Raw genomic sequence first — 21,227 nt, forward strand, 5'->3', positions numbered from 1 at the left:
CATCCTGTTTTTACGAACTGGATTTTTTTCATAACGCAGGCTTATAAAGGCTAAACGGATCTCACATGAACAACTGTTCTTTTTACTACAGAAAGTTAAATGGCTGTAAGAGTCCTGATCTTGCAGCTGTATTTATGACGATTCCTACTAAAAATTAAAACGATTCCGGTAATGGTTATCCTGATACGATGTGAATAAAGCACATAGCTTAATTGACGTGACGTTCGAAGATAATCTGATGCACAAGTACAATTGATTTTGCACGCTCCTGCCGGGTTTGGTTCTGTTTACGGGTTGTGGTCTTCATAGACTTTAAAGATATAATTATAGGTTATCTGGTTATTTGAGATGTATCCATGGTTAGTGTTACAGGAATACCTTAATGTTATGTTAAAGCTAATGAATTTTCCTTGAAAAAAATATAGGGGTTAGCGATCAAGTTGAAGTACGTAACAGGAAATTAATATTATTTAATCATACTTATGTAGGTTTGCGAAAGGGATACTACTAAAAAAACAAGTGGCATGGAAACCCATGCCACTTGCCAGAATTGAAAACAGATACTTATTAATCTGCAGACTGTTTTCCAACGAGCTTATATCCTCTGGAACTGTCTGCGTTAGTGACTTCCTGGTAGTACATACCATCAGGAGACACGTATAATTGCTGACCATTAATCTCGACTCCTCTGCTACCATTTGGTAGTTGATCCAGTATCTCAGGGTCTGGTGCAGGGGCAGGTTGTTCATCCTGTGCTTTGCCTGTATCCAGTTGTCCGTTTTTTCCTACTACCACATATTTTACTTGTTTATCCTGTAGGATTTCCTGGTAATAAGTACCGTTTTTTTCGTAGTAAGTATTCCCGTCAATCACCACGGTATTTACCCCACTTGGTAAACTTGGAATCACTACACCCATCGGAGGATCGACTACCTGGTATTGTTCACGCTCTGTGCCCGCTCCTGCATAGGGCTGATAGAAGAATCCATCAGAATAATAATAAGGACCCCATGCAGTGTTAAAAGAAAGGAAACCATAAGGCAGTACATTCACTACGAATCCTACTGGCATCCCATAATAACGGTATGGACGATAATAATATGGACGGGGATAATAATGATAATGGTAAGGAGAGCGGTAATAACCACCTGCATAAAAATGTGGACCACCAAAACGGGCGCCTACACCAACGGCAACTCTGCTTCCACCACCAAATGCAACACGACCGCCGCCACTAAATGCCACGCGGCCTCCACCACCAAAGGAAACATGACCTCCTCCACGTCCTCGTTGTGCAAAAGCACTATCCATGGTTGCCATACTCACCAGGGCTATAAGTGTCAGCAACATATATATTCTCTTCTTCATCTTGCCTGAATTTATATATTAGATCGGTTTGGATACACTTAGTTTAACGTTAAAACCTGCTTTAACATTTTATGTGAAGGTAAATTGGAGGACTTAAATCCCGCTTAAAATGGCATTAAAACAGTTGGTTGCGGAGGATCCTTTTGATCATCTGGATCGTGTTGCGGCTTATTTGTCCTTTGTATTTATTTAAAATAGCAGCTTCAGTGCTACCTGTGCTCAGTTCGTTGACCACCGGCAGCCATTTACTCAGGAATGCCGAGTTCGGTGTACGATATTTCAGTAATCTACGTACAGTTTCTATGACAGCTTTGGGTACACTGCCTTCGTGGAGCTCAAATACTTCATCGGTACTCAGTCCCAGGTCTATGTCCTGCGCTACCCTGCTATAATCCTGCAGATACTTTTCATTCGCTTCCATTACCTGTAATAACGGATCATCGCTATAGCGGATCTGTCCATATTGTTTGGCTTGCTTATGTATACGGCTGAGTGCGTAGTTGCGGGCAACATTGTCACAAATGACGAGATCGGAAGGTTGGAGCTCAAACCATTCGCCTTTGACTCTTTTGTGCTGGAAGATCACATGAAGACATTCTTCCAGGTCATCCATATTCGCTGCCGGGTACTGGCGGATCACACGGAACATGACGGGCAGGTGGGTATGATAGGAAGAAAGCCTTTTTTGCAGGTCATGGGTTTTCCCAATCTTGTAAAGGTTTTTCCCTGTATTGATAATATACACACATTTGCCAATGAGGACTTGTTCCATGGTGACAGAATGACAATTCGAGGATATGTATGCAAAATGTAGAAATTTTTTTAATAATGGTGCTATTTTTTTGCAAGGGCAGTTAAATTAGTACTATGAAATACAACACCCTTGGTAAATCGGACCTTCAGATCAGCGAAATTGCTTTCGGATGTATGTCGTTGGGAGAAAATACCTTAGAGAACACTTTCCTGGTGCATAGGGCATTGGAAAAAGGGATCAATTTCTTTGATACGGCGGATCTCTACAACCATGGAGACAACGAAGTGCAGCTGGGCCAGGCACTGAAAGGAAAACGGGATAAGGCAATTATTGCTACCAAGGTGGGTAACCAGTGGAGAGCGGACAAAAGCGGGTGGGACTGGAACCCTTCCAAAGTCTACATCCTGCAGGCAGTAGAGGAGAGTCTGCGTCGCCTGGGTACTGACTACATCGATCTGTACCAGTTGCACGGAGGAATGATAGAAGATCCTATTGATGAGACCATTGACGCATTTGAACAATTACAACAGGCAGGGAAGATCCGTTATTATGGTATTTCCTCTATTCGCCCGAACGTGATCAGGGAGTATATCAACCGTTCGAATATCGTGAGTGTGATGATGCAGTATAGCCTGCTGGACCGGAGACCGGAAGAAACCTGCCTGCAGCTGTTACAATCAAATAATATTGGAGTGCTGGCAAGGGGAGGGGTGGCAAAAGGCCTGCTCGCCGGTAAGCATCCCGAACCTTACCTGAGTTACGATGCAGCAGCAGTGGCTAAAGCGGCACTGGCTGTGGCAAATATTTCAGGGCCCGACCGTACGCTGGCACAGACCGCCTTACGGTTTGTATTGCACCAGCCGGCAATTGCAGCTGCGGTAGTTGGGATCAGAACGCAAAACCAGCTGGAAGAAGCTGTGGGGGTGTTCAGATCAGCGACGTTAACGCAGCAGGAAATGACCTTGTTACAGCAATCCATTCAACCAAACGTTTATGACCAGCATAGATAACACGGGAAGGCCGGTGTAGACCCTCCCCAAAAACAAAACCGCTTTTGCCGTAAGCAAAAGCGGTTTTGTTATGAAAGTTGTTATTAACCTACTTTAGTTTTTTCCCAATCCTGAAGTCCACCATTCCATTGAAGCTCTTGGTTGACAGCGGTGTTTTGGATACCTTCAGCATGCCACCTGTATTGCCCAATGATAATCTGCCGCCACTGGAAGTATAACTACCGGTGGTCAGATAATTCGAAATTGCTACCAGGTTATCATCATTACTCAGATTTCCCCAGGGCACATTAATATAATCCACTGCGGAAGCGTCTGGGTTAATGCCGGTAAAATACCCGCCAACATGATTGGCATTCTCGGTCGCAAAGTTGATCGCATACAGATCTGCGAGGTACTTTTCTTTCCCTGTACTATCGTAATCAGATAGCGTAAACGTAATAAACCCGCAAGGTTTACCATAAGTCGTTTCCCCTACCAGCTTCACATTCATATAGGGCTTCAGGTTATTCAGCGTCATCTCACTTGCAGACGCTGTATTGCCAGATACGATAAAGAACACATTGTCCAATGCCAGTCCGCCAGTCGAAGACGGGAAATTCACACTCGCATCCAGCCCTACCTTATCCAGATTTGCCGTCAGCTTATCGTTGTACAGATAGTAGTACATGGTCTTACCCGCAGCACTGGCCGGAGCTATTGCACTGTCCAGGTACTCGGCGGTCGTAACGGAACCGCCGCCATTATAGCGAAGGTCCACGATCAGGTTAGTAATACCCGCTGCTTTGTATTTTGCAAACAGTGCATCCAGGATCGTCTTGGTATTGGAAGCCACGCCTTTGCTCGTATAGGTGTTGGTGAACGTGTAAAACACAAAGTATCCTACTTTAGCCCCATTGATGGTAAAAGTCGTATCGAACAGCACCGGGTTAATATTATAAGTAGTAGTGGCCAGCGAATAGGAGGCGGTCGTCGCAGTCGTACCTGCCTTGAGCACTTTCAGTGTAACTGAAGTCGAGTTAAACAGCGCATTGTTCACCTTGGTGGTATTACTGCCGGAAGCCCCATCGTAAGAGATATTCGTATCCCCGTTAATTGCGGTGATCCGGTCTCCTCTCTGTACACCTGCCAGGCCAGCCGGGGAATTCTTATCTGCATAAAGTACGTACAGGTAAGTGGTACTTTTGCTGGCATCAGCATATACATAACTTACCTCCATACCATAATCGCCGGAGGTTGCGGCTACTTTCTTCAGGGAGCCGGATACACCGTCCTGCAGGGACGAAGATAAAGATCCGGTCCTATCCAGGAAGCTATACCTGTCCAGTACGGTAGAGCCAGTGCCTACCGCATATCCTTTCATAACTGACAACAGGGAATCGGCATTGGCGTAAGTACTGCTCAGGGGGTTCAGTGTTGGTACATTTGAATACCAGTAGTAGGTGGGCAGATTCGTGGTCGTGCTTCTGCCGCCATCTACATAGCTTACCTGCATAGTATTATACATCAGGTATTTCAGGGAGTCCTCGTCCGAGATAGCAGTACCGGTAGTCGTGGTAGTGGTAGTTGTACCCCCGGCTTCACTCTCTTTCTTACAGGCAGAAAATAAGCCTGCACCTAATGTACCCGCAAAAAGTACGGCCAGCGTAAATCTTTTATTCATGAGAAGAATGGATTATCAATGAATGTGATAGTAAATACGAGAGTATTGGACTCGGCGGTTGGTTTAAAGTTTACTTTTTAAGGAAAAGTTAATATTGTCCCGATAATACCCATTATAGCTAAAACAATTTAGCCTTTCTCTGCACGCCAGTACAGCTATTCTTCCATTTATAAAATAAACTGTATTTTAACCTGCGAAAACTTATTTTTACGTCCTTTATCATGCTAAAATTCCAGACATTCTCAACATGAAAAAACTCATCATTCCGGCCCTTTTGCTGGCATCCTGTTTTGCGAAGGCCCAGACTGTGAACAGCGTCTCCGACCCGGTGGAATGGGTCAATCCACTTATGGGAACCGATTCTAAGGGTTCCTTGTCAACAGGGAACACTTATCCGGCTATTGCCTGCCCATGGGGTATGAACTTCTGGATGCCGCAGACCGGCAAAATGGGTGACGGATGGGCATATACCTATCATTCAGACAAACTGCGTGGTTTTAAACAAACCCACCAGCCCAGCCCATGGATCAACGATTATGGCCAGTTTGCCATCATGCCGGTGACTAAATCTGTAAAATTTAAAGAAGATGACAGAGCCAGCTGGTTCTCGCACAAAGCGGAAGTAGCAAAGCCATATTACTACAGCGTATACCTGGCAGATCATAATGTGACCACAGAGATCACGCCCACTGAAAGAGCTGCCGCTATCCGCTTTACTTACGGTAAAGAGGACAGCGCTTTTGTCGTGATCGATGCGCTGGACAAAGGTTCCTATATCAAGGTATTGCCTGAAGAGCGTAAGATTGTGGGCTATACTACAAAGAATAGCGGTGGTGTACCGGCCAACTTCAAAAACTATTTCGTTCTCACCTTCGACAAGCCATTCACATATGTGGCTACCTTTAAAAATGGTGAGCTGACCAGAGGTGTGGCAGAAGCAAAAGAGAACCATGTAGGTGCCGTGATTGGTTTTTCAACCATAAAAGGTGAAAAAGTAAACGTAAAAGTAGCTTCATCCTTCATCAGCCCCGAGCAGGCGGTATTGAACCTGAACCAGGAAATAGGTAGCAGCACTTTCGAGGCCATCAGGGACAAGGCGAAAGCTGCATGGAATACAGAAATGAACCGTATCAGGGTGGAAGGTGGTACTGCAGACCAGACCCGTACCTTCTATTCCTGCCTGTACCGTTCTATGCTGTTCCCTCGTAAGTTCTATGAGTACGATGCAAAAGGTGCAGTGGTGCACTACAGCCCTTATAATGGCCAGGTATTGCCAGGCTATATGTTCACTGATAATGGTTTCTGGGACACTTTCCGTGCACAGTTCCCGTTCTTCAACCTGATGTACCCTTCTATGAACGCGCACATTATGGAAGGTATGGTGAATGCATACAAAGAAAGTGGCTGGTTGCCTGAATGGGCGAGTCCTGGTCACCGCGATTGCATGATCGGTTCCAACTCTGCTTCCCTGATCGCGGATGCTTACCTGAAAGGTGTAAGAGGTTTCGACATCAATACGGCATACGAAGCGATCATCAAGAACTCCAACAACGAAGGTCCGTTGGAATCAGTAGGCCGTAAAGGAGTGAAATACTATAACAAACTAGGTTATGTGCCTTACGATGTGAAAATCAATGAGAACACTGCCCGTACCCTGGAATATTGCTATGATGACTGGACTATCTGGAAACTGGCAGTAGCCCTGAAGCGTCCGAAAGCAGAAATTGACCGTTTTGCCAAACAGGCGCGTAACTACCGCAATGTATTCGATGCTGAAAGTAAATTAATGCGTGGTAAGAACGAGAATGGGAAGTTCCAGACACCTTTCAATCCTTACAAATGGGGAGATGCCTTCACAGAAGGTAACAGCTGGCACTATAGCTGGTCTGTATTCCACGACGTACAGGGGCTTATCAACCTGATGGGGGGAAAAGAGACTTTCGTACAAATGCTGGATTCTGTATTTGCAATGCCGCCGGTATTCGACGATAGCTACTATAACTTTACCATTCACGAGATCCGCGAAATGCAGATCATGAACTTTGGCCAGTATGCACACGGTAATCAGCCAATCCAGCATATGATCTACCTGTACAACTATGCAGGTGCTCCATGGAAATCTCAATACTGGCTCAGAGAGGTGATGAACCGCCTGTATTCTGCTACTCCTGATGGTTATTGCGGAGATGAGGACAACGGCCAGACTTCAGCATGGTATGTATTCAGTGCACTGGGCTTCTACCCGGTTACACCAGGTGCACCACAGTACGTAGTAGGTGCCCCCTTATTCAAAAAAGCCACTGTAAAGCTGGAAAATGGGAAGGAAATCGTGATCAATGCACCCAGAAACAGCGAAGAAAACCGTTACATCAGATCTGCTACCTTCAATGGGGAGAACCTGACTAACAACTGGCTGGATTATGATGCGCTGATGAAGGGCGCAACGATCAACTTTGACATGGATGCAATGCCTAATAAGAGCAGAGGTATCTCTGATAAAGACGTACCTTATTCTATGACTCAGGAGGTTAAATAAGATAATATAATACCATTATAGATAGAAAGCCCACTCGGAAGAGTGGGCTTTTTTGTGTAGCGATACTTCGACTGTATTACCAACCCGTCTCTAACCCGTCTCTAACCCGTCACTAAACCGCCACTAAACCGCCACTATAAGGGCACTTGTATATCCTTTGGATATTGAGGTGATATATAGGTGCCCTTATAGTGCCCTTATAGTGACCGCTTGATAGTATCGTTGAAGTACATTTAGGGCATAAGCAGATAGAGGAACGTGGTATTTAAATTGTATGTTTGTTAGCTATGAAACAGGTCAGATTATTACTCTGCTTAGCCCTACCGGCTATTCTATTCAGCTGTGCACATACGCCATACGGTGCTACGAACAAGGTATACCGCAGGCAAGCCAGGTCTTACGCCCGTACCCTGCGTGCAGAACCCGGCACAGGCCAATGGATTGGGACAACCAACTTCAATATGCGGAAGCCTAATTATGTGATCATTCACCATACCGCACAAGGCACATGCGACAGTACATTCAGGACCTTTACCCTGACCCGTACCAATGTAAGTGCTCACTACGTAATCTGTCAGGATGGTACTGTCGTACAAATGCTGAACGATTATCTCCGCGCATGGCACGCAGGCTTGTCCAAATGGGGGAATGTAACAGATATGAACTCCTGCTCTATCGGCATTGAACTGGATAATAATGGACACGTGCCTTTTCAGCCGCAGCAGATCAACAGCCTGATGGTGCTGCTGGATACCTTAAAACACCGGTATAACATTCCAGCAGCTAATTTTATTGGTCATGGAGATATTGCGCCTACCCGTAAAAATGATCCCAACCGCTATTTCCCCTGGCAGCAGTTGGCAGAAAAAGGTTTTGGCCTCTGGTACGATACGACCAATGTGACCCTGCCCGCAGATTTTAATACCAAACAGGCCCTGCGCCTTTTCGGTTATGATGTGAAGGATACCAGTGCTGCAATTATTGCCTTCAAAAGGCATTTTATACCCGCCGATTCATTAACCGGCATAAAACTGGATGAAGGAGAGAAGAAGATCCTTTATAACCTCATGCAAAAAAGTGAATAACTGATATGAAACGGATAATCAGTAGCTGTTTTTGTTTATTTTTCTTTATATCGGCTACTACGGCCCAGAAAGGCGATTGGTATACATGGAGCACAGGCACGACGCCTGCGGTCCATGTGACCATCGGCAGTGACGAAATAGTGCTGGACCGTACCGATCCTGCCTCCAGACAGGGAGGGATCAGCGGCCGAAAGTCAGGTGACCTGGAAGCTGAACACCTGAAGATCCTGAAGAAAGTAGAGAAGAATGACCGTACTTATCTCATCTTTCAGTCATTCGATGGATTGTATTTCGTGACCACCCTCCGGAAAACCGCTTCCGGCGATTCTGTGCTGATGTACTGCGCCGACGGGAGCGAAGACGGGTACAAAGGACTCAACGAAGCCCTGGATGGCATCACAAAAGACAAAGGCTCTGCTTTCTATATTACCTTATTTAAAAAAGAAGTCGTAGACGCAGAACGCCGCAAAGGTCCTGTCTCTAAAATTACAGAAGAAGAATTCCGCGCCGCCCTGGAAGGCTTTAATAATAAAATGGACAAATTCTGGCAGGACAGGGGATACGGCCGTTATGAACCCTACCATGGATTTATGAACCTCATCTATGGAAACGCCTTCGCTAATGCCTTTGGCAATAAGTATAGCAAACTGAGCCTGATCACAAAGGAATTAAAAACCCCTATTGCTAATTATAGTAGTAATCCCAATATACACAGGCTTTTAGAGTCTGCTGGTTTCCTCAAAAGCGAGTGATTTTTATAAAAATATTAACAACTTAGTCTATAAAACTTGTAGGATAATAAAATCCTTCTTAATTTCGCCCCTGTATTTAGCAATCGTCGTTTAAACGTCTGTATAAGTAGTGGCAATTCTCCTACTCATCAAATATTAAGTCAACGCAATTGTGAGTCATGTCAACTGCTGGTTCCTAACCGGCCAGGCATTGCCATGGGCATTAATTACATGAAATCTGATCCAATGTACAACCAACTACGCAGAATCGCCGGCATTTTACTGGCTCTCATGCTCACATATCAATGGGGGCAGGCACAAGACACCCGGATTACCGGCGTTGTCACTTCCCGTACCGATGCTACGCCTATTCCGGGCGCCATTATCGCTGTCAAGGGTAGTAATCATGGTACACAAACTGATGCTGATGGTAAGTACTCCATCAATGTATCTCCAAAGGATACACTTCGCATTTCCTTTATTGGGTATACCGCTGTTGAGCAGGTAGTTGGCAACAGCCGCACCCTGAACTTCGCGCTGGAGAATAACGAAAGCAAACTGCAGGAAGTAGTGGTAACAGCCCTCGGCATCAGCCGGGAAAAACGTTCCCTGGGCTATGCTGTACAGGAACTGAAATCGAAAGATATCGCTGAAGCCCGCGAATCCAATATTGTCAATGCACTGACAGGTAAAATAGCCGGTGTGACAGTAACAAGCAGCCAGGGTAGTATGGGGTCTTCCCGTATCGTGATCAGAGGTGAGACCTCTATCGCTGGTTATAACCAACCTTTATTTATCGTGGATGGTATTCCATTGGATAATAGCCAGCTGGGTGTAGGTACCGGTCGTGATTTTGCAAATGCCATTGCCGACCTGAACGCTGATGATATTGAATCACTGAACGTTTTGAAGGGCCCTAACGCGGCTGCGCTGTACGGTTCACGTGCTGCTGGTGGCGTACTGGTGATCAGGACCAAAACCGGCAAAGGCGTAAAAGGTTATGGTGTGACTGTAAATAGCAGCGCGACCTTCGAAAACATCCTGGTATTGCCTAAATACCAGAATAGCTACGGACAGGGTTCCGGCGGACAGTTCTCTTATGTAGATGGTAAAGGAGGTGGTATCAACGATGGCGTGGATGAAAGCTGGGGGCCTAAAATGGACGGCCGGCTGATCCCTCAGTTTTTCTCCAACGGTGTGGCCGTTCCTTTCGTAGCACACCCGGACAATGTAAAGGATTTCTACCAGACCGGTTACACCCTGAACAATGGAGTGGCCGTGAGTGGTAGCAATGAAAAGGTAGATTACCGTTTCTCTTTTAATAATACAAAGCAGACGGGCATTATGCCCAACACAGGGATCACCCGCAACTCCTTTGCGGTGAATACCACCTTCCACCTGGCACCGAAGCTCACACTGAGTACGTATGCCAACTACGTAAAAGCGGGTGCTGATAACCTGCCGGGGATCGATGGTAAACGTGCCAACAGTGTGACATTGCAATACACCTGGTTCGGCCGCCAGGTAGATACCCGCCTCCTCAGGAATTATAAAAATGCGGATGGTACAGATTTCAACTGGAACCATAGTTACTATAGCAATCCATACTGGATACAATATGAAAATACTGTAGGACAGGCGCGTAACCGTTTCTTCGGTAATGCCCGTCTGAGCTACGATGTGACTGACTGGCTTTCTGCTAACTTCCGTGTAGGTACCGATACTTACAACGATAAGCGTAAATACAAGGTGGCTTACTACACCAATGGTACACCTTTCGGTTCATATACCGAAGACAATTACGTAGTAACGGAAACCAACGGTGAGTTCACCCTGAATGCGAAAAAGCAGCTGAACAGCAACTTCACTATTGATGGTCTGGTAGGCGGTAACATTCGTACCAACCAATATGAAAATAACTATCAGCAGGCGCCCAAGCTGGCGGTGAAAGATGTGTACACATTGAATAACTCCCGCGATCCGCTGATTTCAACAAATGTATTTACCCGCCTGAAGGTGTACAGTGCTTTTGCATCTGCCTCACTGTCTTACCGTAACTGGGCATTCCTGAATGCAACTGCACGTAACGACTGGTCTTCCACGCTGCCTGCAGGAAATAATTCTTACTTCTATCCTTCTGTAAATGCAAGCGTTGTGCTGACCGACGCCCTGCATATTCAAAGCAATGTGCTGACTAATCTGAAAGTAAGAGGTGGTTGGGCAATGGTCGGTAAGGATACCGATCCTTACCAGCTGGTGAATACTTATCCTTTCAGCCAGCCATTTGGTAGCTATCCGATGTTGACTGTCAATGACAAGTTCCTGAAGAAAGACCTTAAACCGGAAATTACACAGGCTACTGAATTTGGTGTGGAAGCAGGTTTCCTGAAAGACCGTATCCATGCTGATGTGACTTACTATTCTTCCAGCAGTTACAACCAGATCCTGCTGGCAGACGTAAGTGCGACCACCGGCGATCTGAAAAAGATCCTGAATGCAGGTAAAATTAACAACCACGGTGTGGAAGTGATGCTGGGCGGTACGCCTGTTACAACTGCTTCTGGTTTCCGTTGGGATGTGAATATCAATTATGCGAAAAATATCTCCAAGGTAATTGAGCTGGACAAAGAAGGTTTCCTGAACGATTATGTAATGGGTAGCTCAGGCAACATGCAGGTACTGGCGTCTAAAGGCAAGCGCTATGGTGCCCTGTATGGTAAAGCTTACAAACGTAACGATAAGGGTGAGATCATCGTAAGTGCAAGCGGAGCACCTGTAGTGGCTGATGATAAGAAAGTGCTGGGGTACTATACGCCGAAATGGAGTGGTAGCATCAACAACAACTTTACTTTCAAAGGCTTCAGTGTAGGCTTCCTGATCGATACCCGCCAGGGCGGCCAGATATGGTCCGGTACTAACTATACCGGTAATTATACCGGTGTACTGGCATCGACTATGCCAGGTCGTGATGCAGAGCATGGTGGTATTCCTTATTACTATGCCAACAACAACCAGCAGGGTACTGCAGTCCGCCTGGAAAGTCATACCGCTGCGGCGCCAAATGGTGAAACTGTCTATCATGATGGTATCATCTTCGATGGTGTCACTGCCGATGGTAAAAAGAACGAAGCAATTCTGCCTGCGCAGCGTTACTACAAAGCAGTATACAGCAGCTCTTTGAATGAAAGCAGCGTATACAGTGCCAGTTTTATCAAACTCAGAGAGGTAAGGGTAGGATATGCATTGCCACAGGAGCTGGCACATAGATGGGGATTACAAGGTGTGAACCTGACCTTAACTGCACGCAACCTGTTCTATATCGATAAAAAAGTGCCCAATATCGATCCGGAAACAGCCTTTAATACTGGTAACGGACAGGGGCTGGAAACATTGCAGATCCCTACTACCCGTAGTATAGGAGTGAACCTGAAAGTATCCTTCTAATTCAACCATCAAAAAATCAGATCATGAAATTATTCAAATATATATTGTGGGTGTCTGGTATTGCAGTGGTGCTCACATCCTGCTCCAAAGAGCTGGAAAGGATCAACAAAAATCCGAACGAAGCAACATCTGCCCAGCCGGATTACCTGCTCACGAATGGTATCAAATCGAATGTGGATACCTACTGGGGCACGGATGCATCTATGGAAACGAGCCTGCTGTATGTACAGTACTGGGCAAAGATCCAATATACAGATCCTGATAAATATATTCCTGCTGCTACCAGCATTCAAACCATCTGGAATAACTTTTATGCACAGGGTGTAGAGGATTTCTCAACATTGATTCAGCTGGGCGATACACTGCACAATCCGAATTACAAAGCAGTAGGTATCATCATGCGTTCCTGGATCTTCCAGGTGCTGACAGACCTGTATGGCGATGTTCCTTATTCACAGGCTGCGAACATTGAAAAGTACCTGACACCTAAATACGATAACCAGCGTGACATCTACCTGGGTTTGCTGGCAGAACTAAAGACGGCGGCAGGACTGATCAGTACTACTGACAATGCGATCGGTGGAGATGTGCTGTATAACGGTGACATGAATAAGTGGAAAAAGTTTGCCAACTCTCTGAGACTACGTATTGCACTGAGAATAGCAGACAAAGAGTTCGATGCAGCGAAAGCAGTGTTCGACGAAATCGGGGCTGACAACAGTGGCCTGATTGCTACAAATGCTGAAAATGCCCAACTGGTGTACCTGGCATCTCCTAACCAGAATCCGGTGGCAAAGAACAGGGAAACTCGTAGTGACTATCGTATCAGTAAGACTGTGGTCGACTTACTGCGTGCTTACAATGATCCTCGCCTGGCAATATATGGTGCGGTGCCAAGAGATACCAATACCGTGGTAGGCATTACGAATGGTCTGCCTACGGATTCAGCTTCCAAACTGGGTTTCAACAAAACATCAGATGTAGGTGCGGTATTTACGGCAACAACTGCACCCGCAGTGATCTTTAACTACGCCGAGTTGCTGTTCATCAAAGCAGAAGCAGCACAGCGGGGGTTACTGAGCGGTGATGCGGCAGATCTGTACAGACAGGCTGTTACAGCCTCGCTGAAACAGTATAATCTGAGTGACGCAGCGGTGGCTACCTACCTGGCACAAACTTCCGTAGCATACGATGCGGCGAACTACAGGAAGTCTATCGGCGAACAGAAATGGCTGGCGCTGTTTGGTGAGGGGCTGGAAGGATTTGCAGAGTGGAGAAGACTGGATTATCCGGTGCTGAAACCTGCCTATGCCGGTGTCCTGGATGGAAAGATGCCTTTGCGGTTGACTTATCCTTCTGCAGAGCAGGCACTGAATGGAGCTAATTACAAAGCGGCGGTAGCAAACCAGGGTGCGGATCAGCTAGTGACAAGGTTATGGTTCGATGTAAGATAATCAGCAAGAAAAAAAGGGGGGCAGTCTCAGACTGCCCCCCTTTTTTGTTTTTCCCCTTTGCGTAAATAAAATTCCTTTTCCGCTCCTGGTTATGCGTTCAGATGAAGGATTTTTGCACAATCAGATACACACTTGTTCAATTTGTAATAGTAAAAAGTGATGAATTAAGCCCCGACATTTGTCGGGGCTTTTATATTATAAGCTATATTAAAAGGTAGGTGTTTTGCCGCCATCAACAGGAATACTTGTACCCGTGATATAACCGGCGGCAGGTGTAGCCAGAAATGCAATTGCGGCTGCAATTTCTTTAGCATCTCCAAATCGTTTCATTGGTATTTCACCCAGCATTTCCTGTTCGATTACCTGTCTTTCTACATTCCGCTTTTTGGCCGTTGTCTTTATCAGGGATTGAAGACGGTTAGTATTAGTGGAACCAGGCAGAATATTGTTGACGGTCACACCATATTGTGCCAGTTCTGTCGCCATGGTCTTGGCCCAGGCGGCAACAGAGAGGCGAATGGTATTGGATACGCCGAGATTTTTAAGGGGGGCTTTTACAGAAGTAGAGATCACATTGATGATCCTGCCATAACCTGCGCCAATCATACCTGTGATTACGGCCTGCGCCAGTATATGGTTATTCACCAGGTGCTGGTTAAAGGCATCTGTGAACTCCTGTACTTCTGCTTCTACGATCGGGCCACTGGCAGGGCCGCCGGTATTATTAATCAGGATGTGAACGGTCTGTTTCTCTGTGACTGTTTTGATGGCTTCTTCGACCTCTTTAGGGTTTCTGAAGTCAGCTACAAGATAACTATGCTCCTGGAAATGTTCTGCTTCGAGCGTAGGTATTATTTCTTTTAAGGCCTCTTTGTCCCTGGCCATCAGGATACATTCGGCTCCTAAAGCGGCCAGTTCCCTGGCTGTGGCTAATCCAATTCCCTGTGTAGCACCACAGATCAGGGCGGTTTTTCCCTTTAAAGATAGTTCCATACTATTTCATGACTAACAGTTTCTCAAAACAAAGCTAAACACGTTGGGTTTCAGGAAGCTAAGATAAGGCAATATACTATACCACCTTTCTTATACACGAACGTATATACGTTTTTTGTCCAGGATTTTACCCACACACCAGCAAAACAGCATGTATGTAATTGCAAAGAGGAGAGAACCTACTTTACCTGGGGCTATTGGCTGGAATATGTGGTTATTCAACCATTCATATACCGATTCGTTCCCAATAGTAAAGAAAAACAGGAATATAACCAGCACTTCTGATAAAAGATAAAGGAATAATGGGTTTTTCCCGAAGGTGGTGAAGAATCCGGTCCACCTGGTTTGCCCTTTGACATCTATTATATAGAGTAGCAATGTAAGGATCAACAGGTCCAGACCGGCGGTTAATAATACAAAGGTACTGGTCCATAACTTTTTATTAATTGGGAATTCGTTGTTCCAGAAGGTGGCCAGGACGATACAAAAACAGCCTAGTCTTAACAGCAGACTTAGTGTGTTGGGCTTGCGTTTTTGAATATAGAGGCCGGTGTAGTAACCTATTACCACATTCACGATGGCTGGCAGTGTACTGAGCAATCCTTCGGGTTCGGAGATAGTACCTCTGTCATGGTACATGTGATTTTCACCAAGAATGAGCCTGTCGAAACGAACGGCTGCGTTGTTGCTGAAACCAAATGGATCGGAAGGGTCTCCGTGGAAGCGCATGATGAGCCAGTAACCCACCAGTATCAGTCCGCTGATAGCCCATACTGCTTTTTCGGGCAGGAAGCGGATCATCAGCGAGGCAAAACAGTAGCAAAGGGCAATTCTTTGCAGTACACCCATGATGCGGGTATCATGGAAGGGGTTGAAGGCAAGTCCGCCATCGGGCGTGTGGTGTACAAAAGGTAGCCAGTACATAATGAAGCCCAGCAGGAAGATGAGCAGGGTCCTTTTGAATATTTTTGAAAGTACGGCAGCATTGTCCATTTCGTAATACTTGCGCATACTAAAGCTCATTGCATTGCCCACAGCGAAGAGGAAGGACGGGAAAACCAGGTCGGTGGGTGTGAAACCATGCCATGCAGCATGTTCCAGTGGTGCAAATACATGATCATAGCTACCGGGAGTGTTTACAATGATCATGAAGCAGATGGTAAGGCCACGGAATACATCCAGTGGTAAAAAGCGTTGATTGGCTGCTTGCATCGGTAAGGATTAGATTAGTATAAATATAATGCAACGAATTTCTTATTGCAATGAATCTATTGAAATAATAACCTTTATCTTCCCCCATTATTTTTGCTGTATTAAATAATCATTTTATACTTTAGTAGTAAACACAGCCTTTATTGAACCACAAAGTTACTATAGCAGATATTGCCAGGGAGCTGAACCTGACGGGTGCGACTGTGTCCAGGGCGTTGAATAACCGCAAGGGCACCAGTGAGGAGACCCGGAAGATGGTACAGGAAGCGGCGGAAAGGATGAACTACCGGAGAGACAGGATCGCCTGGTCGCTGCGCTCCGGCAGGACCAATATTATTGGGGTCATTATTCCGAGTGCTGAGATCAACTTCTTTGGCTCTGTTATCCACGGTATTGAAAGCATGGCCAATCAGCATGGCTACAACGTATTGATCTACCAGTCTAATGAGCTGCCGGAGTATGAGCAGAAGGGAATTGAAACCTTTCTGAGCACACGGGTAGATGGTATCCTCGCGTCTATTGCCAAGGAGACTTTAGATTTCAGCCATTACCTGGAGATTAAGGAGCGGGGTGTACCGCTGGTCTTCTTTGACCGTGCAAATGATAGTTTGAATATTCCTTCCGTGGTAGTGGATGACTATAAGGGCGCCTACTACGCTACTGAGCACCTGATCCGGCAGGGGTATAAGCGTATTGCCCATATTACCGGGCAACAGCACCTGAAGATTTTTAAAGACCGCTTAGAGGGATACAAAGCTGCACTGGCTGCTTATAGTATACCCGTGGAGCCGGCTCTTATTTACCAGGGGAATGTTTCGATTGAGGCGGGCAGGCAGGCGATACAGCATTTTCTCGGGCTGCCGCAGCCACCGGATGCGGTGTTTGCTGTGGAGGATTTTACGGCCCTGGGGGTAGTGAAGGAATTGAAAGACAGGGGGATTGACATGCCGGGCGCGTTTGGAGTGGTCGGATTTGCGAATGAATCATTTGATGAGCATATAACGCCGAGTTTGTCCAGCATAGATCAGCAGACAGTACAGATGGGGAAGGAGGCATTTAAATTATTGATGGAGTTGATCAATGAGGGGGAAGAAAGTACATTGGTAAAGTCAAGAGTGGTATTAGACCCGCTGCCGGTATATAGGCAGTCGTCTATGCGGAGATAAAACTGGTGGCAATTAGCGGTGCCTATTTCCGGGGTAGTTGGGGCATCAGGTGCCCGGAAATGATTGTTAACAGGCAGAATAATTGGCGGGCATACAAGTGTGTGCAAACAGCTTTTTTAACGTGAAAGGACCCCAAATGTAAACGATTACGAAAAAATAATTGGTTCATTTACAGTAGTTTAGATAAAATTTTTCACCTTTTGTAAGATTTATTGTAATCGTTTACGTAAATCTTCTATTTTTATATCGCAATTCCACTTTTTTTAAACATGATAATTCCATGGCTATAGAAAAAAGATCTAATAACCTCCTTTATTAAATCCAACATCTATACTGCTCCACAAAACTGAAAAAGCATGAAAGGAAAAGTTTCATTACTTGCACTGCTGATTGCAACGATGGCCGTTGTTGCACAAGCACAGCCAAGAGCTCAATGGTCCAAAAAACAGGCGCAGAAATGGTATGCGTCCCATGCCTGGCAGCGCGGCGCCAATTTCATTCCCAGCACTGCTATCAACCAGCTGGAAATGTGGCAGGCTGCTACTTTTGACACCGCCACCATCAGCCGTGACCTGGGTTATGCTGCTTCTATTGGCATGAATTCTATGCGGGTGTTCCTGCATCACGCTGCCTGGGAACAGGACCCACAGGGTTTCAAAGACCGTGTAAACACTTACCTCAGCATTGCTGACAGGTACGGTATCTCCACCATTTTTGTACTCTTCGACGATTGCTGGAATAAAACGTATGCGATCGGTACTCAACCCGCGCCCAAACCTGGTATTCACAATTCCGGCTGGCTGCAGGATCCGGGTATCCGCAGGGAAAGCTCTCCTATGCTGAACGATACGCTTCATAAATATGTAGTGGATGTAATGACCTCCTTCAGGAAAGATAAACGTATCCTCCTGTGGGATCTTTATAACGAACCGGGCAATTCTGACTATGGTGAGAAAAGCCTGCCTTTATTACAACTGGTATTCACCTGGGGCCGGGAGGCTAATACAGAACAGCCTATCAGCTCAGGTGTATGGAATAAAAGTCTCACGAAACTGAACGAGTTCCAACTGAACAATTCAGACGTGATCACCTATCACAACTATGCTGACGAAAAGGAACACCAGGAAGTAATAGACACCCTGCGCAGGTATGGGCGTCCACTGATCTGTACTGAATACATGGCCCGCTCCCGTAACAGCTTCTTCGCGAACATTATGCCGCTCCTGAAGAAGGAAAAGGTAGCTGCTTACAACTGGGGACTTGTATCCGGAAAGACCAATACTATCTATGCCTGGGATACTCCTATGCCTGATGGCGCAGAACCTAAAATTTGGTTCCACGACATTTTCAGACAAGATGGAACACCTTACAGCACGGAAGAGATCGCGGTGATCAAATCACTGACCGGGAAAAATTAGGATCAATAAACTTTTGATTAAAAAATTAGAACGTGGAGCAAGCTAAACTAAACGCTTATTGCCAGCAGCATTTTGATCAGGAACCAATTATGGTAAGAGCTGCAGGACGCATTAATCTCATTGGAGAACATACGGATTACAATAATGGATTCGTATTACCTGCTGCTATTGACAAAGCTATCTACCTCGCCATTATCAAGCGCAACGACAACAAAATTGTGATGCATGCACTGGATGTAAATGATACTTACACCGGGTCATTGGATAAACTGGAGCGTACGAAACAGCATTGGCCTGATTATCTGCTGGGCGTTGTGCAGCAATTGCAGCAGGGTGGTCATATCATCAGTGGATTTGAATGTGCATTTTGCGGTAATGTTCCCCTGGGCGCCGGCCTCTCATCCTCCGCAGCACTGGAATGTGCTACCGTATTTGGTCTGAATGAACTGTTCAGCCTTGGCCTGGGGCGCAAGGAAATGGCGCTCTTGTCGCAGGCTGCCGAAAACCAGTTCGTAGGCGTACGTTGTGGTATCATGGACCAGTTTGCCAGCATGTTCGGTAAGAAACAACAGCTGATCAAACTGGATTGTGGTTCTCTTGAATATGAATACATCCCGTTCAACTTTGATGATGTCAACCTCGTTCTGCTGGATACACAGGTAAAACACTCTCTGGCATCTTCTGAATACAATACCCGTCGAGCTGAATGCGAGCAGGGTGTAGCCTGGGTAAAGGCTCACCACCCGCATGTGAACAGCCTGCGCGATGTAAGTATGGATATGCTGGATGCCTATGTAAAAGGGAAAAATGCGACTGTATATAATCGTTGCCGTTATGTGGTGGAAGAAATTCAGCGCTTACAGGATGCCTGTATCGATCTGCAGAATGACGACCTTACCTCATTCGGTCAGAAAGTATTTGCTACACACGAAGGCCTCGATAAGCTGTATAATGTAAGCTGCCCTGAACTGAACTGGCTGGCGGAATTCGCTGCCGGTGAAAATGGCGTACTCGGTGCGCGTATGATGGGCGGTGGCTTTGGTGGCTGTACCATCAATATCGTGAAGAAAACTGCGGTACCAGCCCTGCTGGAAAAAGCAGCTGCAGGTTACAAACAACAGTTCAATACTAATTTGAAAGCGTATGTGACCAGCATTGAAGACGGTTGTCGTACTGTTAACAATCTGGTGAATAATTAATACCATTTCCATCTGCGTGAAGGGGCGCTTTCACGCAGATGGCCTTGTCAAGTGAAATTTCTAAGAGCAATGTCTGAAAATACCTTTGATTTAACGTCCCATCCCCATACCCGGTTGAATATCCTGACCGGAGAATGGGTGCTTGTTTCTCCTCATCGTTCTAAAAGACCATGGCAGGGAAAAGTAGAATCCTCTGCGGTGGCGCAACGTCCTTCTTACGTAGAAGACTGTTATCTATGTCCCACCAATACACGTGCTGATGGTAGCAAAAATGAAGCGTATACAGGGCCTATCGCCTTTACAAACGATTTCTCTGCATTATTGTCCGACACGCCATCTGGCGGTGTAAATGAGGATGATCTGCTGGTAGCACAGTCACAGAAAGGCTTGTGCCGTGTGATCTGTTTCAGTCCAAGGCATGACCTGACACTCCCTGAAATGGACGTTCCTGCTATCCGGCAGGTAGTAGACCTTTGGGTAAAAGAGTATGAGGCACTGAAAGCTGTAGACTATATCAGGTACATCCAGATCTTCGAAAATAAAGGAGATATTATGGGTTGTAGTAATCCGCATCCACACGGACAGATCTGGGCATCTGAGAATATTCCGATGGAGCTGGAAAAAGAAACCCGCCAGCAGAAGCTGTATTTTGACAAGCATGGTAAAAGCCTGCTGTCTGCTTATCTTGAAAAAGAGGTAAAAGAACAAGTGCGGATCATTGCTGAAAATGCACACTTCGTGGCACTGGTGCCTTTCTGGGCAGTATGGCCTTACGAAGCCATGATCATCAGCCGCCGTCATGTACAGTCTGTGCTGCAGTTCAATGAAGATGAAAGAACGGGATTGGCAGATATATTGAAACAACTGACTATCCGTTACGATAACTTATTCGAAACATCATTTCCTTATTCTGCCGGTATGCATCAGGCGCCGGTGAATGATGGCAGTGAACATCCTGAATGGCATTGGCATATGCACTTTTATCCGCCATTACTGCGCTCCGCGACAGTAAAGAAATTCATGGTAGGATACGAGATGCTGGCAAATCCACAGCGGGATATCACGCCGGAATATGCAGCTGAAAGGCTGAGGACTTTGTCTGCAGTCCATTACAAAAGCGGGCAGCTCGTTTAATCTATGTTTTTTTGTTTTTTTTGATCCAATGTGTGTAGGGGCCGCCTTTAGGCGGCCCCTTTC

15 protein-coding genes are annotated in these 21,227 nt (G+C 45.9%); 10 read left to right on the forward strand and 5 right to left on the reverse strand.

The window, feature by feature from the left end; genetic code table 11:
* Nucleotides 1–567: 567 nt before the first annotated feature.
* A complete protein-coding gene (locus ABDW33_RS22095; protein ID WP_343692276.1) occupies nt 568–1,368 on the reverse strand; it encodes a DUF6515 family protein in 801 nt (266 codons plus the stop codon).
* 115 nt (nt 1,369–1,483) lie between these two features.
* A complete protein-coding gene (locus ABDW33_RS22100) occupies nt 1,484–2,140 on the reverse strand; it encodes a GIY-YIG nuclease family protein (RefSeq protein WP_343692277.1) in 657 nt (218 codons plus the stop codon).
* Between the two features lie 95 nt (nt 2,141–2,235).
* On the opposite strand from ABDW33_RS22100, the gene ABDW33_RS22105 reads away from it, so the two are divergent.
* Nucleotides 2,236–3,132 (forward strand): aldo/keto reductase, encoded by an 897-nt coding sequence (locus ABDW33_RS22105; protein ID WP_343692278.1) that lies wholly within the window; start codon nt 2,236–2,238, stop codon nt 3,130–3,132.
* Nucleotides 3,133–3,220: 88 nt separating this feature from the next.
* On the opposite strand, the gene ABDW33_RS22110 is transcribed toward ABDW33_RS22105, so the two are convergent.
* Nucleotides 3,221–4,792, reverse strand: coding sequence for a S41 family peptidase (locus ABDW33_RS22110; protein ID WP_343692279.1), 1,572 nt, complete (start codon nt 4,790–4,792; stop codon nt 3,221–3,223).
* A gap of 247 nt (nt 4,793–5,039) precedes the next feature.
* Between ABDW33_RS22110 and ABDW33_RS22115 the strand changes: the two genes are divergently transcribed.
* The 5 genes from ABDW33_RS22115 (at nt 5,040) to ABDW33_RS22135 (ending at nt 14,042) form a co-directional block, all read left to right on the forward strand.
* Entirely contained in the window at nt 5,040–7,328 is a 2,289-nt protein-coding gene (locus ABDW33_RS22115) for a GH92 family glycosyl hydrolase (RefSeq protein ID WP_343692280.1), read from the forward strand.
* A 287-nt stretch (nt 7,329–7,615) separates the two neighbouring features.
* Nucleotides 7,616–8,413, forward strand: a complete 798-nt coding sequence (locus ABDW33_RS22120) for an N-acetylmuramoyl-L-alanine amidase (protein ID WP_343692281.1) — start codon at nt 7,616–7,618, stop codon at nt 8,411–8,413.
* A gap of 5 nt (nt 8,414–8,418) precedes the next feature.
* Entirely contained in the window at nt 8,419–9,165 is a 747-nt protein-coding gene (locus ABDW33_RS22125) for a hypothetical protein (protein WP_343692282.1), read from the forward strand.
* A 225-nt stretch (nt 9,166–9,390) separates the two neighbouring features.
* A complete protein-coding gene (locus ABDW33_RS22130) occupies nt 9,391–12,588 on the forward strand; it encodes a SusC/RagA family TonB-linked outer membrane protein (RefSeq protein WP_343692283.1) in 3,198 nt (1,065 codons plus the stop codon).
* A 23-nt stretch (nt 12,589–12,611) separates the two neighbouring features.
* Nucleotides 12,612–14,042 (forward strand): SusD/RagB family nutrient-binding outer membrane lipoprotein, encoded by a 1,431-nt coding sequence (locus ABDW33_RS22135; protein WP_343692284.1) that lies wholly within the window; start codon nt 12,612–12,614, stop codon nt 14,040–14,042.
* A gap of 207 nt (nt 14,043–14,249) precedes the next feature.
* Here the strand turns inward: ABDW33_RS22135 and ABDW33_RS22140 are convergent, their stop codons facing one another.
* Both ABDW33_RS22140 and ABDW33_RS22145 read right to left on the reverse strand, forming a co-directional pair.
* Nucleotides 14,250–15,035 (reverse strand): SDR family oxidoreductase, encoded by a 786-nt coding sequence (locus ABDW33_RS22140; RefSeq protein ID WP_343692285.1) that lies wholly within the window; start codon nt 15,033–15,035, stop codon nt 14,250–14,252.
* A gap of 90 nt (nt 15,036–15,125) precedes the next feature.
* A complete protein-coding gene (locus ABDW33_RS22145; protein ID WP_343692286.1) occupies nt 15,126–16,247 on the reverse strand; it encodes a heparan-alpha-glucosaminide N-acetyltransferase domain-containing protein in 1,122 nt (373 codons plus the stop codon).
* A gap of 143 nt (nt 16,248–16,390) precedes the next feature.
* Between ABDW33_RS22145 and ABDW33_RS22150 the strand changes: the two genes are divergently transcribed.
* The 4 genes from ABDW33_RS22150 (at nt 16,391) to ABDW33_RS22165 (ending at nt 21,164) form a co-directional block, all read left to right on the forward strand.
* Nucleotides 16,391–17,413 (forward strand): LacI family DNA-binding transcriptional regulator, encoded by a 1,023-nt coding sequence (locus ABDW33_RS22150; RefSeq protein WP_343692287.1) that lies wholly within the window; start codon nt 16,391–16,393, stop codon nt 17,411–17,413.
* A 356-nt stretch (nt 17,414–17,769) separates the two neighbouring features.
* On the forward strand, nt 17,770–18,831 hold the full coding sequence (locus ABDW33_RS22155) for a 1,4-beta-xylanase (protein WP_343692288.1): 1,062 nt from the start codon (nt 17,770–17,772) through the stop codon (nt 18,829–18,831).
* 32 nt (nt 18,832–18,863) lie between these two features.
* Complete coding sequence (gene galK / locus ABDW33_RS22160) at nt 18,864–20,030, forward strand: galactokinase (RefSeq protein WP_343692289.1); 1,167 nt, start codon at nt 18,864–18,866, stop codon at nt 20,028–20,030.
* Between the two features lie 69 nt (nt 20,031–20,099).
* Nucleotides 20,100–21,164, forward strand: coding sequence for a UDP-glucose--hexose-1-phosphate uridylyltransferase (locus tag ABDW33_RS22165; RefSeq protein WP_343692290.1), 1,065 nt, complete (start codon nt 20,100–20,102; stop codon nt 21,162–21,164).
* Nucleotides 21,165–21,227 lie beyond the last annotated feature (63 nt).

This window comes from Chitinophaga sp., assembly GCF_039596155.1.
GTDB lineage: Bacteria > Bacteroidota > Bacteroidia > Chitinophagales > Chitinophagaceae > Chitinophaga.

Bases quoted from the DNA above. Each gene is read 5' to 3' on its own strand.
- ABDW33_RS22095 (WP_343692276.1), bottom strand. From the start codon at position 1,368: ATGAAGAAGAGAATATATATGTTGCTGACACTTATAGCCCTGGTGAGT.
- ABDW33_RS22100 (WP_343692277.1), bottom strand. From the start codon at position 2,140: ATGGAACAAGTCCTCATTGGCAAATGTGTGTATATTATCAATACAGGG.
- ABDW33_RS22105 (WP_343692278.1), top strand. From the start codon at position 2,236: ATGAAATACAACACCCTTGGTAAATCGGACCTTCAGATCAGCGAAATT.
- ABDW33_RS22110 (WP_343692279.1), bottom strand. From the start codon at position 4,792: ATGAATAAAAGATTTACGCTGGCCGTACTTTTTGCGGGTACATTAGGT.
- ABDW33_RS22115 (WP_343692280.1), top strand. From the start codon at position 5,040: ATGAAAAAACTCATCATTCCGGCCCTTTTGCTGGCATCCTGTTTTGCG.
- ABDW33_RS22120 (WP_343692281.1), top strand. From the start codon at position 7,616: ATGAAACAGGTCAGATTATTACTCTGCTTAGCCCTACCGGCTATTCTA.
- ABDW33_RS22125 (WP_343692282.1), top strand. From the start codon at position 8,419: ATGAAACGGATAATCAGTAGCTGTTTTTGTTTATTTTTCTTTATATCG.
- ABDW33_RS22130 (WP_343692283.1), top strand. From the start codon at position 9,391: ATGTACAACCAACTACGCAGAATCGCCGGCATTTTACTGGCTCTCATG.
- ABDW33_RS22135 (WP_343692284.1), top strand. From the start codon at position 12,612: ATGAAATTATTCAAATATATATTGTGGGTGTCTGGTATTGCAGTGGTG.
- ABDW33_RS22140 (WP_343692285.1), bottom strand. From the start codon at position 15,035: ATGGAACTATCTTTAAAGGGAAAAACCGCCCTGATCTGTGGTGCTACA.
- ABDW33_RS22145 (WP_343692286.1), bottom strand. From the start codon at position 16,247: ATGCAAGCAGCCAATCAACGCTTTTTACCACTGGATGTATTCCGTGGC.
- ABDW33_RS22155 (WP_343692288.1), top strand. From the start codon at position 17,770: ATGAAAGGAAAAGTTTCATTACTTGCACTGCTGATTGCAACGATGGCC.
- ABDW33_RS22165 (WP_343692290.1), top strand. From the start codon at position 20,100: ATGTCTGAAAATACCTTTGATTTAACGTCCCATCCCCATACCCGGTTG.